This window comes from Criblamydia sequanensis CRIB-18 (assembly GCF_000750955.1).
Lineage (GTDB): Bacteria > Chlamydiota > Chlamydiia > Chlamydiales > Criblamydiaceae > Criblamydia > Criblamydia sequanensis.
Map to the genome: position 1 here is coordinate 1 of NZ_CCEJ010000013.1, position 15,314 is coordinate 15,314.

Sequence of the window (15,314 nt, forward strand, 5' to 3'; positions counted from 1 at the left end):
AAAAATTTTATATAGAAAATATCCCCCAACTCAGCTTCCATTGTTAGTTCACTCACTGCTTCACTGTTTTTAGTAATAAAAAGAACTGTCTCGAAATGAAGTTTGCCTTTAATTCTCCCGTCTTTGAGTAGAGAAGCGTCTTTAATGATAACATCAGGCTTTATTTCAGCACTTATAATGGTTAAAGCTATATTTCCATGACTCTGTTCAATTTTTAACAAATCGCCATCATGAAATTCTAGCGCATATTCACTAATTGGTATTTCAGGAATAAATTCAAAAGGAATCTCTTTAGGAGGAATGGTGGTTAATTTCAAAGGAATAAGACAAGAGGCTATGGATCCTTGAGCCACCTTCTTTCCATTTTTATCAAAATACTTTTCGTTTTTATCTTTCGCATCCGGATTTAGATGATGATAATGAGGTCTAGAGGCGAATTCAGGAAGACTTGGTTCTTTGAACCAAAATGGGTCTACCATATTCGGAATGCTTTTCCAATAAATATCTTCTGCCATTATTTCAATCCTTGAGTCTTCTTCCACTTTCCTCAAAGGTCTATAAGTTTGCCAAATCACAACTAAAGTGACTTTATTTTCTTTAATTTCTAAATCAAAAATTTCGCCACTATCATAAAGCATATCGATTAGAGAGATAGTCTCTCCGTCCATCGTAATCCGTTTCACTTTGTCTAAATGCAACTTTCCTTTTATTTTATTATCATAAGAGAGAAGCATTGGGTCTTTCATTTCATCCGGGTACATTTCAGAGCTGATCATAGAAAGTACTACGTTATTTTCTTTTTGATCGATTTCAACAAGAGTCCCATCGTGAAAATAAGCTTCATATTTATGAATATTCATTTAACCACTCATCTAAACACTAGTTGTCAGAAATTTCATCGGGAGGATATAAATGCGATTCATGACTATCTTTTTTACAAGGCTTGCCACTTTCGTTTAAATAATAATTTTCATTATCATCCTCTGATTTAGGATTATACCAATGATAATGATCCCTACCTTTATGTCCAGGCTCCCCTTCTTTGGCTTCATCATAACGAATTTTTCTGCCATCTTCTCTATTTTGAAAATCATGATGTCCATGTGCTTTTGCTTCAGGATGTCCAATATCTTCCCAATCAGGATGATTAAAGGGATCTTTAGGAAGCCAAGAGACTTCGTTTAGCTTGGACATGCTTTCATAGGCAGCGTAGCCAAGGGCGGCTCCTATGAGTGTGCCTGCGATGCATTCGGCTGTGACAAAACCTGCGGTAACCCCGGCTCCCCAAGCGAGTGTAAAGATGGGGATAAAAACGAGCTGGCCGTCGGGATCGCTATAGCGAAAAGGATTGTTAAAGACAAATTGGTAGGGGTTTACGCTATCGATAAAACCGGCCGGATCGACAGTGATCCATCGACCTAAGTCGGGCGCATAGTGGCGTTTACCAAAGTTAATAAGCCTTGTTTCCGGGTCTATACGCTTGGAAGCATACCCCCAAGGGCAAGGAGAAACGAGGTTTGATTCCCCAAAAGCTGTGTAGTTATTTGTAAATACCGGTTCTCTTGTAATTGGATCAACAAGCCCGATGAGGTTATTTTGACAGTCACGAAGCGCTGCATAAAATTTATTATCCAGTTCAACAACTAATGTGTGACACGGGCCTTTTAAGGCAGGCACCACAAGACGAAAGTTTTTGCAGATCCCCTCTTTTGAAAAGGCTCCGATTTCAGTCTCATCCTCATAGAGGTAGTTTTCAAAATCCGTTTCTTCAAAATTTCCATAGTGTGCTTTTTCTAATTTCCGGCTAAGGCATCGTCCTAGAGGATCGTAGCTGTAGGTGATCCTGATATGCTTCGTGACCACTTGTGTTAGACGATTTAAAATGTCGTAGCTATAATGATAAGTCTCCCAAGGGGTCTCCTTAAGAGTTAGGTTGCCATTAAGATCATAAAAACAAGTGGTGCTTTCTTGAGAAATAAGCTCATTGATCGGGTTAACGGAACAAGGAATTTCGTTTTTAGCTTTTTTATTATAGATCGCATCAAAAAAAGTGATTGATTCATTTTCAGAAGTCAATTGATTGAGTTCATCATAACCATATTCTATTTCCTGATCGTCCCTATTGCGGTTAAGAAGATTGCCTTCTTGACTGTAGCTGCATCTTTCTAAAAAGTAAGGGTTCGAAATGGTTTTAAGATGACCGCTTAGATCATAAGAGTAAGAAGCTTTTCCCAAATCGCCAATGAGAGTTTCGGAAGTGATCTGATCTCTTAATGAATAGCTATCCAAGCTATGGGTATAAAGGCAATCGCCTTCGTTTGATTTTCTTGAAAGCTTTTTTAAATGAAAATCGTCGTATTCATAGGTTATTTCCCCAAAATTCGGAATCGTCAAAGAGGAAAGCCTCTCTAACGAATCATAAGATTTATGAATCTCAAGACCATTTCCGAGAGATTCAAAAACAACCCGATCCCTGCCGTCTAACTTTCTTTCGAGGGTCACATTTTGAACAAGGTCTATCGCTTTAACCATTTTTCCCGTTTTGTTATATTCAAAACGGTGATGGAGGCTTCCATCTGAGGCCAGAAGCGACTCTAAGTCTCCGAGCGGGGTATAGCTATAGTAAAGGGTTCTTCCATCGGGAAGATTTTTAGAATAAAGTTTATTATTGGGGGTATATTCAAAGGAAGTCGTTCTTTCAAAAGAAGTCCCATACCCTCGTGTAAAGCTCTCAATTTCATTTTCAGAAGTGTAGGTAAATCTTAAGTCATGCTCTAAATCCGTTTGCAAGAGAAGATTGCCCTCGCCATCATAGATTTTGGTTTGTGAGCTTGAGCTTCCAATTTCTTTTTTAACGACACGTCCATGCGCATCAAAAGTCATTACCGTTGCAACATTTTCAGGGCTTAGAGTTCTTTTTGTAGAGACTTTTTGGCCAAGAGAATTGAACACGGTTTCATAGTTGGAAGTCGTGATATTTCCTAAAGCGTCTTTTTTCTCTATCAATCGATTAAAGGAATCGTAAGTAAAAGTTTCAGAGGCTGCTTCCTCATCTTTTACTTTTTTGATGGTTGAAATATTGCCGCATTCATCATAGGTGTAGAAAAAGGAGACATCCCCTTTGCTTTGATACGTGATGCGGCCAAAAAAATCCCTTTTATAGCGAATAATTTGACGTTGTCCTCCATTATCCTTAATAACTTCGGCAAGCTCGCCTAAATCATCGTAGGCGTAGGTTGTGACTTGATCTAAAAATTCCTCTCTTACTTTTCTTCCGGCGCCATCATAAAAATAAGTTTTCTTATGACCCTCGCGATTTATCTCTGATATCAGATTTTTAGAGTCGTACTCATATTTTTCTTGAGCCAGTATTAATTCGTCTTTGGATATTGTTTTTAAAAGAAGGCGATCCAACTCATCATATTCATAAAGGGTTGTGATTCCTTCTCTATCTATATGCTTACTAAGATTTCCTTGCCGAGTATAAGTAAAACGTTCCTTATAGCCGTTAGTATGCGTAATTTCAGAAGGTTTTCCATAGGCTGTGTAGCGATAATATTTTGTGAGGCCGCGACTATTTGTAAGAGAAAGAACTCGGCCCAAGCCATCATAAGTGTAGCGCGTAACAACTTGGCATTCGTTGCCCTCTAATGTTGAAATGGCAGGCTTTACAATCAAGTTTGGTTTGCTTACCACTAAGTCATAGTCATAATGAGTGAGATTTTGAAATTCATCCCCTTTTGAAATCAGCCTGCCTTGGGCATCATATTGATAGGAATAGTCACGGGATTCCCCATTTCTTCCGGTTTCCTTTTTGTAAATCAGACGATTATTCGCATCATAGCGATTTTCTATCTGTAATCCTGTAAAGGTGCTTGAAAAAACGGGATTGCCAAAATCATCGTAAGAATAATAGGCTTTTTGACCTATGGCATTCGTCTCTTTTATTAGCTCATCTTTTTCGTTGTATTCCCTTTCAATAGCATAAGAAAATAAACCCTTGGCATCATAAAATTCTTCTTTGATGACTCTGCCTTCTTCATCATAGAGAAGATGTTTTCTACTTAGAAGCTTTTCAGTGTTTTCTTCCAAATAGGTTTCTTCCACCCACTCAGGCAAATGCAAGTTGGGAGATTCTTGCCGTAAAATAATTTTCTTTATTTTTCTTTGTTTTACGTCTTGAAGATTATTTTTATCTAAAGATGCGCCGTCATCTTCAATCACCCTTATTAAGTTATGGCAATCGTCATATTCCTTAAATTCCCTTAAGAGGATGCGATCATTTTTGGAAACGATCTTTGCTACGGGTAAATTGCTGTTTGGAAGATACTCAAAAGATTCTGTTAACCCTTCTTCTTTTTCTTCTTTGAGAAGCAAATTGCGACCGTCTTTTGAAAACTCTCTTTTAATAAAAAGGCTTTCACAAGAGGAATTGCCGGTTAAGTCCCCTTCAATAGTTTCTCTAATCGGATTGCCGAATGAATCATAAGCAAAGCTTTTTTTATAAAGAAGTTGATCCCCTTCTCGCAATTCAAGAGCTGAAAGTTGATTTATAGCATTCCAGTAAAATTTCTTTTCCTTTCTAAGATGACCGTTCAAGTCGTAATGCCGAATAGACCGAATCAGAAGGTTGGCGTTGAAATCATAGTGGATTTTAGTCCCGTCGCTAATCTTTACGATCGTTTCACCTGACATGGTCCCGGGGGTTGGAATCTTATATTCCATCTCATAGGCCGGGTCCCAAACTTCTCTTTTTTCATTTTCAAGAAAAAGAGTTTTTACCCTTAAATGCGCTTTTTCAAAACTCCCTCTTGAAAATTTTCCAAAGCCTACCTGAAATCGGGTGTCTTGACCTAAATAACGATCCAGCAAAAATTCAGGGTTGTAATGCAAGCTTTCTTGAATTCCGGAAGACCTTGTGACAGAAGATAAAAGCGAAAGATGGCCGGAAACCGATCTCTTATGGCCTTGGGATTTATTTTTTACATGAAGAGGGCGAATTTCATTTTGCAAAACCGCACTTTTTCCGGTTAGGGACGAATAGGTGTTTTCATTAAGGTTTACATTTAAGCAAGCGTACGTATAACGCTCCTTTGGGTCTTTCGTTTCAACAGAAACAAGCTCGGAAAAGGGATTGTAGGTGTATTTAATGACTTTCCCATTCGGTAAAATTTCTTTTTCTAAAAGATAGGAAAGAGAAAGAGGAATAAGACTTGAAGGCGGCAATTTGGAAGGAGTATAGAGGAGTGTTTTACCGCTAGGGTCCATCACCAAAATTTTTTTCCAGTTGTCTTCAACTTTTATTTGGATATTTCGGACATCATTTTTTCCGCTTGGCACCTCGTGATTATAGTTTGAAATCCCAAAAGTATTGCCCATCAGCTTAAAGCTGCCCTCGGAAGTTAAGCAAAAGCTAAGAATGGCTCCCGATTCTGTCGCGAGATTTATTTTGGACTCTTTTTTTTGTATTTCAGCCTGCAATTTAAGATGGGGGAAATAAGTCCAACCCCTATAGGTACATAAAATATGCTCATAAAAGAAATAAGCTTCATCGCTACCTTGCTTTAAATAAGCCGGGGCCGGAGGCGAGATATAAGTTCTTTTCAACTTTAGGTTTTGAGCGCCTCTTAAAAAAAGGTCGGTTTCATGCAAGACCAACTGGCCTGTTAAGGGGCTGATTAAACCATGGATTAAAAAGTCATCACTTGACTCTAAAGCGTTAACTTCCTCGGCAGTTGAGGGTAATAAACCCTGCTTATTGAGATCACAAGATAAAGAAGCTGTCAGGCAAGATAAAATTAATACAAGAAAAGGAAGCATCGTTTTTTTCAAATTCAAATTTCAATTCTGAAACAACTTACCAAAAGCTTTTTAATTAAAGCAAATTAAAAATTTATAATTTCTTTTAGGAACCGTTGTTGCATAAGTCACCACGGAGCCTGTGAGATCAATGAGAATGTATGAGAAATTTTGAAGCCCTATGCATACATAAGTCGAGAAATTTAGCGGAAAACATGCCAAATAGAACCCATTTAATAGTCGAATGGAGTTTCGAAAGAAGTCTAGTATCGAGGGTAGCCAGGTTTGCTTCCATAGCTGCTTGGGTTGTATCACTTTGTTTTACTTTAGAGGAAAGAGCGTTTAGCGGCTATTCAAGTTTGCTTTTAAAAAGAAGGCTTGAGGCTGTTAGAGTGACTAAAGCAATTAGCATAAGGGGCCAAGTATTTTCAATTATAACCGGGATGCCCATGTCTTTCAAAAACACTCCCTTAACAATCACAAGAAAATATCTTAAGGGATTTAGGAGTGTTAATTTCTGCAGGAAAAGAGGCATGTTTTCAATAGGGGTTGCAAACCCGGATAAAATAGTAGAAGGAGATATAAAAACAAAACTTCCTAAAATGGCTTGTTGCTGTGTTTTAGATAGCGATGAAATGAATAACCCTACGCCTACTACTGCTAAGATAAAAATTAGCATGGAAGGATAAAGTAAAAGAAGATGCCCGTTAAAGGGTATGTCAAACACAAAAAAAGCAGCTGCCAAGATAAGATTTCCCTCTAAGAAAGCTAAAATCACAGCGGGGATTGTTTTACCAAGAAGAATTTCATAAGTGGTCAAAGGGGATACAAGAAGCTGATCAAAAGTCCCAAGTTCTCTTTCCCTTGCAATCGATAACGCCGTCACTAAGACACTCACAACCATCGTTAAAATAGCGCAGAGACTTGGGACCGTATACCAGGAATAAATCAGATTAGGGTTAAACCAGTTTATCCCTATGATTTTGGAAACGGGCTTAGAGAGATTTAATTTTTTTCTGACATCATTTGCAAACTCATCTACAATTCGGCCAATATAGCCTTGAACAATTTGCGAGGAATTGGATTTCCTCCCATCTAAAATTGACTGTAAAGAGGCCCCTCTTTCAGCCAAAATATTTTTTGTGAACTCTTCATCCAAATAGAGCGCGGCTATAACTTTTTGAGTATCGATCGCTTCCTTAAGTTCTTCATCAGAGGAAAAATAATAAATATGTTGAAAAGTCGGCGACCCCCTAAATCTTTGTAAAAGGTCAAAAGAGAGCGAGCCGCTATCTCGATTCAAAAAACCGATGCTTACATTTTTTACATCTAGCGTTGCAGCAAAGGCGAAAACCAAAAGCTGGACAAGCGGCGGCAATATAAGCACGGTCCGGCTTTTTTTGTCTCTTAACAAAGACCAAAGCTCTTTTACGACAAGCGCTGAAATACGAGTGTTAATCAAGGCGTTTTACCATTTTTATTCTCATGATTAAAAAAACAATACATCCAAAACTAAGCATCGCTAAAATAGAGGGGATGATAATCCGGTAGATATTTCCGGCAAGAAATAATGTTTGCAAAGATGAAACAAAATATCTAGCCGGGACAATATAGGTTATCGCTTGGATAATTTTAGGCATGCTTGTAATCTCAAAAATAAACCCGGATAAAATAAAGGCGGGCAAAAATGCGCTCATGAGTGCAATTTGCGCTGCTACAAACTGGTTTTTAGCAACAGTTGATATCATAAGCCCGAGACTTAGGGCCGCAAAAAGAAACGATCCTGAAGTTAAAAATAAAAGCCAAAAAGATCCTCGTACCGGAACATCAAAAATCAAATAATCAATAATTAAACAAAAAATTAGAGAAAGCATTCCTAAAATGTAATAGGGAATTAATTTTCCTAAAATTAATTCAAATAGACTGATCGGTGTTGTAAAAAGGGCTTCCATAGTTCCCCTTTCCCATTCCCTTGCTATAACAAGAGCCGTTAAAAGGGTTCCGATCAGGGTCATAATAATAGCAAGCGAGCCCGGTACCAAAAAGTTTCGGCTTTTAAGCTCTTCATTAAACCAAAACCGCATATCGACCCTGACCAGGGGTTTTTGAAGAAGTTTTCTCTCGATCCTATTTAGATCAAGCCATCTCTGATAGGTTGCTTCCGCATAATTTTGAACGAAATTGGCAGTATTTGGTTCGCTGCCATCAGCAATCACTTGAATGGGACTTGGCCCTGTAATATCATTTAGTTGTTTTGAAAAATATGCAGGCACGACAATAATCCCCCGCACCTTTCCATCCACAAGCAATTCTTTTACTTCTTCAACATGTCTGACAATAGTGACATCAAAAAAACGAGACTCGGTAAAAGAAGCTCCAAAACTCGTTGCAAGAGGGGATGTATCTTCTAAGACTAGAGCTATCTTTAAATGATTCGCATCAAGGGAAATTCCAAATCCATAAATAAAAATCAGGATCAAAGGCAAAACAAAAGCAATCAAAATGCTGCTTGGATCTCTCACAATTTGAAAGAATTCTTTTTTTGTCAGAGCTAAAAGCCTTCTATATTTCCAATAGGCGTTATTCATCTTTAGAATCATACCCCTCAACTAAAGTGATAAAGGCGTCTTCTAAAGTCGGGTTTTCAATGCCTTTATGGGCAGCAATTTCTTTAAGCTCCTCAGGTGTCCCGCTTTCAATCATCTTTCCTCTATAAATTAAACCGATGCGGTCGCAATACTCAGCTTCATCCATAAAGTGAGTTGTGACAAGAATGGTCACACCTTTATCCACAAGCCCATTGATATGATCCCAAAACTCTCTTCTTGTTAAAGGATCGACACCTGACGTTGGTTCATCTAAGAATAAAATTTCCGGGCTATGCATTAAGCTGCAAGCTAAAGCAAGCCTTTGTTTATATCCTAAAGAAAGCTCATCGGCATTCAATCGCAAGTAGGGTTCAAAAGAAAAAATTTCGATCATATCTTTAATTTTTTCTCGCCGCATCTCCCCTTTTAAATTATAAATTCCCGAAAAAAATTCGAGGTTTTGACGCACGGAAAGATTGCCGTATAGAGAAAACTTCTGGGCCATATAGCCGATTTTTGATCTCGCAAGGCTTGATGAGTGTCTAAGGTCATAGCCGGCCACAATAGCCGTTCCGGAAGTTGGAGAGACAAGACCGCACATCATTTTAAAAGTAGTTGATTTTCCGGCTCCATTCGGGCCGAGTAATCCAAATATTTCTCCTCTTTTAATCTTAAATGAAATGTCATCCACTGCTGTGAATGAGCCATATTTTTTTACAAGATGCTTTGTCTCAACAACAATTTTGTTATCTTGCGGGATTCTGGCCACGTTTTGTGCCAAGGGGGCATTTTCTTCCGGAATCCCCCCTAACTCGTCAATAAAAGCATCTTCAAAACGAGGCGAGGCGGGAATGATTTTTTCATTTCCTTCAAGAAAACTGTTTAATGAATCAGGTGTTTTCCCCTTTTTTAAAACGATCCGAATAGCGCTTCCTTGAATCACACCATCGCTCACATGCCCTTCTGTGATAAGTTTCGATAACAGATCGCGCCTGTTTCTTATGATCCCGACAATTAAGAAAACCCTGTCTTGGACTCGTTCTGTCATTTTTTTCGGGTCGCCAAAAAAAAGAGAATGGCCGGTTTTTTGCCGTTATTTAATAAAAGAACTTCATCGCAGCTTGCAGCTTCATCTAAATAGGCGGTGCTTAAAATAGCTGTGATTTTTTGCTCGACAAGTCCGCGAATCATTTTCCAGAGTTCTTTTCGAGAAATAGGATCGACACCGACACTTGGCTCGTCAAGTAGTAAAAGCTTGGGGCGCTTGATGAGGGCGCATGCAAGGCCAAGTTTTTGTTTCATACCTCCGGAAAGAGCGCCGGCTCTTCTTTGTTGAAAAGGAAAAAGGCCTGTCAAATCTAAAAGTTCTGCAAATTTGGATTTTCTCTCCTTAAAGGGAAGGCCCTTTAAGTCTGCGTAAAGATCCATATTTTGCTTAACTGTCAATTCTTCATAAAGCCCGAAGCGTTGCGGCATATAGCCAAGCAAGGGTGAAACTTCCGAAGCTTGCTTTGGCATTTCATACCCAAGTGTTATAATTTCACCCTTCGTTGGAAGAAGAAGGCCTGCCATAAGACGGATAAGAGTTGTTTTGCCGGCGCCATCCGGCCCTACTATGCCTGTAATTTTATCAGGTGTGATAGACAGGCTTATATTTTGAAGAGCTTGCTTATCATCAAACGTTTTTTTTAAGTTATGAGCCTCGACGACATAAGACATTCACTCATTGCCTTTATCTATATGAATTTCAGAGTCTAAAGGATTTTCCTCAATAAGTTTGACAGTGACAGGCATCCCTTGCCTTAACCCCTCATCAGCATCATCGACAATGACCCGCAGTCTAAAAACAAGGTCTACTCTTAAATCTTCTGTTTCGACATTTTTGGGTGTAAATTCCGCTTGCGGGGAAATAAAGCCGACATGGCCATGGTAGACTTTGCCGCCAAGCGTATCCGTATAAATTTCAGCTTGCATGCCGGGTATGACACGCCCAAGCTTAGGCTCAGGAACATAAGCTCTTATCCAAATGGGAGACGCAACAGAAATTGTAAAAATAGGATCACCGACCCTTATGATAGAGCCCGGCTCTCGTATTCGGGTGAGAATAGTCCCTTTTGTTGGCGCAAAAGCTTCCGTATCTAAAAGACGTTGGTTGGATTGAGCAAGAGAGGCTATGGCTTCTTTTAAATTAGCCGTCAAATTTTCTTTTTTAGAATTGGCATCTTCATAATCTTCTTCAGAAACGCCCCCCGATCCAATCAATTCATTTCGACGGTTAAAAACAATAATCGCATTTTTAAGCTGGGCCTCAAAAGATTCTACTCTGGCTTCAGCTTCTCTTACCTCATCTATAAAAGGTTTTTGATCAAGCCTTGCAAGAAACTGGCCGGTTTCTACAACATCCCCCTCATCTACTGTCATGGTCTCTAATTGCCCTAGCACTCGAAATCCAATATCGACAAGACGTATATCCACGTTGCCATAAATAACCAGTCGGTCATCCGGTTCATGGGTCTTTAAGTAGTATTCATATCCAAAGAATGCAAGGACTGCAATCAAAGATATAAAGATAAGGAACTTGATAATTTTTCTGATCATTTACAAAATTTTGTTTCGGGCCTATTTACCCTAACTTCTCTACAATTAAAAAAAAAGTTAGGCAACTTTAAGAGTTCAAATTATTTCTATATCAAAATTAAAGCAATAAGTACGACAGATTTTTGTGTTTTCGAGGAAGGAATTTTAACAAAAGATAAAAAGGAAAGTTCTAAGCTATTTATTAAATGAGTGAACGAATATGAGAACTTGAAAAAGAAAGCTCGATTCGGCAAAATGATTCAAGCTTTCTTATGATTTATTGGAGTCCTTACCCTCATGCGTCGTTCCATTTGCTACTGCGAACCCCAGCAAGCTGCTGCTGGCGAGATCAACACCTGGAAGTTTATCTATACTCCAGCTAACAAACTTCCCAAAGGAACATTAATTAAATTTGATCTGGCATCAGAAGGCCGATCCATTGATTGGGAAATCCCTTCGACTGACCTGAAAGAAAGTCGAAATGTCATTTACTGCATGTTAGAAAATGGCAAAATTCTTCCTTTCAAAGAAATTGATGTGGAATGGAGATTTACCCCTCAATATGAGCTTCAGCTGCCTCAAGAAATTGATGTCGGCTCGCCTATAACTATCATTTGCGGGGCCCCTAAAGGAAAATCTCCTACCCAAGCCGGGAACATGGCTCAATGCACAACTCAAAGAAGAAAAAACTTTAACCTCTACATTGACACTTCCGGCAAAGGCAGATTCGGCGAGCCTGAAGTCTTCAATATGGATATTAAAGGCAGCACCCTTAAAAATATCAAAGTTTGGGCGCCTTCCTTCGCGATCAAAAACCATAGATTCGATGTGATCGTGCGATTTGAAGATGAATTCGGAAACCTCACCTCAAATGCCCCTGAAGACACTCTCATTGAACTTTCCTATGAAAATTTACGTGAAAATTTAAACTGGAAATTGTTTGTTCCGGAAACAGGATTCATCACCCTCCCCAATCTTTACTTTAATGAAGCTGGAATTTATACCATTCAACTGCGTAATGCGGCAACAGGCGAAGTCTTTAGGGCGAGCCCAATCAAATGTTTCGCAGAGCCTCATGATCATCTTTTTTGGGGATTGCTTCATGGTGAGTCAGAGAGAATCGATTCGGCAGAAAATATTGAAGGCTGCTTAAGACATTTTAGAGATGAAAAAGCTCTAAGTTTTTTTTCGTCCTCCCATTTTGAAAGCATGGAAGAAACTTCAAACGACCTATGGAAATCTGTAGTTCAAAACATCACCGACTTTGATGAAAACGATCGATTTACAACCTTTATAGGTTTTCAATGGAATGGAGATCCGGGCATTGAAGGAGCAAGACAATTTATCTTTACAAAAGATGGTAAGCAGATCTTAAGAAGAAAAGATGCCAAAGGAACTACATTAAAGAAGATTTATAAGAGCTTTTCACCAAAAGAACTTCTTTCCATTCCAACTTTCACACAAGGTTCCGGAACCCACTACAATTTTAATGACTTCAATCCCGAATTTGAAAGAGTCGTTGAAATCTATAACGCCTGGGGCTCTTCAGAAAACTTAAAGAAAGATGACAACCCCCGTCCTATCGAAACCCAAGGTAAAAAAGGGGTTAAGGAAACAGCTGAAGGTTCAATTATTGGCGCTCTTAAAAGGAATTTTAGGTTCGGGTTTGTAGCGGGCGGGCTTGATGACCGCGGCATCTATGCTGATTTTTTTGATGGCGATCAGGTTCAATACTCTGCCGGACTTACGGCAATCATAGCAAAAGAACAAAGCCGCACCTCCCTTGCAGAAGCGCTATATAAAAGAAGCTGCTACGCCACAACCGGTGAAAGGATGCTCCTTGGGTATTCTATCGCAGGAACATCCATGGGCGGTGAAATTTCAACTGCTGACAAACCTGGATTAATTATCAATCGCCATATATCAGGTTATGCAGCCGGTACGACAGCTCTTAAAAAAATTGAGATCATTCGAAACGGCGAGGTCATTCACACCATCCACCCTAAGAATACGTATCATCAAGACTTTGCCTATGATGACTCAGAAGACTTAAGCACTATCGCACTCGACGCAAAAGATAAAAAACCCCCTTTTGTATTCTATTACGTAAGAGTCACTCAAGAAGATGGCCACATCGCATGGGGCTCCCCCCTTTGGATAGACTATGTCAAGTTATCTCCTAGCGAGCGAAAAGCTAAACGCGCTTTAAAAGCCGTCAGCACCAAAGTCCAGCCCAAAGTCGAGATGGATGATTTTAGCCTTGATGATGAAGAGGAAGAGGAAGAAGAAGCGGAAGTTGACTTTGATGACGATGATGATGAGAGCGATGCTTAAGATCAGCTAAATCAGAAAAAGAAATAGACTTCTTTCGAAACTCGCTTTTATTGGAAGAAGGGGCTGGTTTTATGCAAATTTTTTGCTAAATTTTGAAAGCTTAGGATAACCTATGAGTGAAAGATTTAGGAAAAAAGATGCCAAAAACAGCTATTTTAACAATTGAATGGAGTTTCGGAAGAAGTCTAACGAAAGTTAAAACCATCGATGCATCTTAAATCTAAGATAATCGCAGTTTTTTAACTTTCTGTCTGGAGAATATTCGACATTCCCTAGATAAAAAATAAGAGATTTTAATCGAATTAAGGTTAAAAGAGATCAGTCTTAAAACAGGACTTTAGAGGGGTAGCTATATAAGCTGAAAGTCACTGTTTTAAGACTGATTCAAAAGATTTATGCTAGCTGTTCTGCAACTATGACGCCTGTTTTTCTTTTAATAGATTGCTTTTTCTCTTTACTGATCTCTGTCTTCAAAATTTCTACTTGCTTCTCAACTTCATGAAGCCTTTCTTTACTAAGTCTTTCCTTTAGAAGTTTTTCTCTTACGATTTGCATCTTGATTTCGTATTCATGAGCCGCTTTATTTTCTTTCTCGATCGCATCTTGCATAGCTTTTAGAAAATTCTCTGTGATGCGATTCATTTGTTTTAGCAAGCTTTGAATGATCATTTCTTTAATCGCCAAGTGTACTGCAGCTCTACTCTTAGAGGATTCTTTTCCCCGTTTCTTTTGCTCTTCGACCTGGGCATTTTTAAGCTGGGCTTGCCTAATAATGTCTTGGCAGACCTCAAGAATTTCATCGTATTCTTCGTCCGTTAATTGAATGATCTCAACATTTTCAAGCGAGCTTGACTTAAGTTCAGTATCTTTAAATTTTACTTTGGAAATAGACTCGGCAAAGTTATTTTCTATAAGCGATTCATTGACCTGGACTCTCTTACCGTCAATAATAAAAGCGATACGGCCTTCGCTTAGGTAACGGTTAAAGTTTCCATTGCAGAGATCTCCACAATCGAGGTGTTTGATAAAAAGAGTTTTTGAAGGGGAATCCTGATCTTTAAAGGATGCTTTTTTAACAGCGACGACTTCAATATTCTTATCGCCCGCCAGCATTACTAAATTTGGAAACATAGGGTTTACTCCCGAAATCATTAATTTGCCTTAGATTATAGTAAATAAAAATTAAGAAATAATTAAGATGGTCTAATGTGAATTTTTAGGCTACTGATTTTTTTAGAAAGAAAAAAAGAGTTCACTTTCCTGAAACTCTTCTTTGATAGGACCGTAAGATTTTCGATGAATAGGACAAGGTCCATATTTTTTTATAGCTGCTAGATGCTCGCTTGTAGCATAGCCTTTATGCTGATCGAATTTATAAGATGGCCAAAGACGATGCTGCTCATTCATTAGTCGATCGCGCGTCTCTTTGGCAATAATTGAGGCGGCTGCAATGGATTGGGAGAGAGAATCGCCCTTGATAATTTTTCTACTGGGAATGGGGTATGCTTCGAGTTTCAGGCCGTCAATTAGAAGAATATCAGGCTTAATGATAAGAGCGTCGATGGCCTGGCGCATCGCTTGAATCGTCGCTTGATAAATATTAATTCGATCGATCTCATCTGATTCAACAATGCCGACGCCATAGATAATCGTGGGGTCTGTAACCAGCCTGTCGTATAGAAATTGCCTTTGAGCCGGCTTTAATTTTTTACTATCGTCAATCCCGGGAATCAGCACATCTTTTGGGATAATGCAAGCTGCTGCAACAACCGGACCTGCAAGGGGCCCACGACCTGCTTCATCGACTCCGGCAATACAGGTAAAACCTTCCTTGAGACAACTTCTTTCAATAGCCGTCAAGGCCTGAAGTCGAAGCATTTCTTTCTTTTTGATTTTTGTTGAGGCCATCAATGTCCAAGGAAAAGGTCGATTAAAATCGATTGCATTTTCAGCTTTCGGAAGAGAATTTAAGTTCGAATTGACTTTTTATAGGTGTTATCTCCTATAAAAAGTCAA

7 protein-coding genes and 2 pseudogenes are annotated in these 15,314 nt (G+C 39.0%); 1 reads left to right on the forward strand and 8 read right to left on the reverse strand.

Annotation, left to right across the window (positions count from 1 at the left end):
• The 6 genes and pseudogenes from CSEC_RS11530 to CSEC_RS11555 form a co-directional block, all read right to left on the reverse strand.
• Positions 1–860, reverse strand: a pseudogene (locus CSEC_RS11530) (hypothetical protein); the annotation flags it as partial.
• A gap of 19 nt (positions 861–879) precedes the next feature.
• Complete coding sequence (locus tag CSEC_RS11535) at positions 880–5,820, reverse strand: RHS repeat domain-containing protein (RefSeq protein ID WP_041018647.1); 4,941 nt, start codon at positions 5,818–5,820, stop codon at positions 880–882.
• 328 nt (positions 5,821–6,148) lie between these two features.
• Positions 6,149–7,258, reverse strand: coding sequence for an ABC transporter permease (locus tag CSEC_RS11540; protein ID WP_041018700.1), 1,110 nt, complete (start codon positions 7,256–7,258; stop codon positions 6,149–6,151).
• The gene (locus tag CSEC_RS11545) at positions 7,254–8,387 is read right to left on the reverse strand and encodes an ABC transporter permease (RefSeq protein WP_041018701.1); all 1,134 of its coding nucleotides are present in this window, start codon (positions 8,385–8,387) and stop codon (positions 7,254–7,256) included. Before CSEC_RS11545 ends, CSEC_RS11540 begins: the two co-directional genes overlap by 5 nt.
• Positions 8,380–10,106: pseudogene (locus CSEC_RS13565) on the reverse strand (ATP-binding cassette domain-containing protein). Before CSEC_RS13565 ends, CSEC_RS11545 begins: the two are co-directional and overlap by 8 nt.
• Entirely contained in the window at positions 10,107–10,985 is an 879-nt protein-coding gene (locus CSEC_RS11555) for an efflux RND transporter periplasmic adaptor subunit (protein ID WP_041018648.1), read from the reverse strand.
• 276 nt (positions 10,986–11,261) lie between these two features.
• Between CSEC_RS11555 and CSEC_RS11560 the strand changes: the two genes are divergently transcribed.
• Positions 11,262–13,298: a DUF3604 domain-containing protein gene (locus tag CSEC_RS11560; protein ID WP_041018649.1), complete on the forward strand. Its 2,037-nt coding sequence runs from the start codon at positions 11,262–11,264 to the stop codon at positions 13,296–13,298.
• A 393-nt stretch (positions 13,299–13,691) separates the two neighbouring features.
• Here the strand turns inward: CSEC_RS11560 and CSEC_RS11565 are convergent, their stop codons facing one another.
• Both CSEC_RS11565 and CSEC_RS11570 read right to left on the reverse strand, forming a co-directional pair.
• Positions 13,692–14,429 (reverse strand): hypothetical protein, encoded by a 738-nt coding sequence (locus tag CSEC_RS11565; RefSeq protein WP_154017703.1) that lies wholly within the window; start codon positions 14,427–14,429, stop codon positions 13,692–13,694.
• A 102-nt stretch (positions 14,430–14,531) separates the two neighbouring features.
• Entirely contained in the window at positions 14,532–15,206 is a 675-nt protein-coding gene (locus tag CSEC_RS11570) for a ribonuclease HII (RefSeq protein WP_041018651.1), read from the reverse strand.
• Positions 15,207–15,314 lie beyond the last annotated feature (108 nt).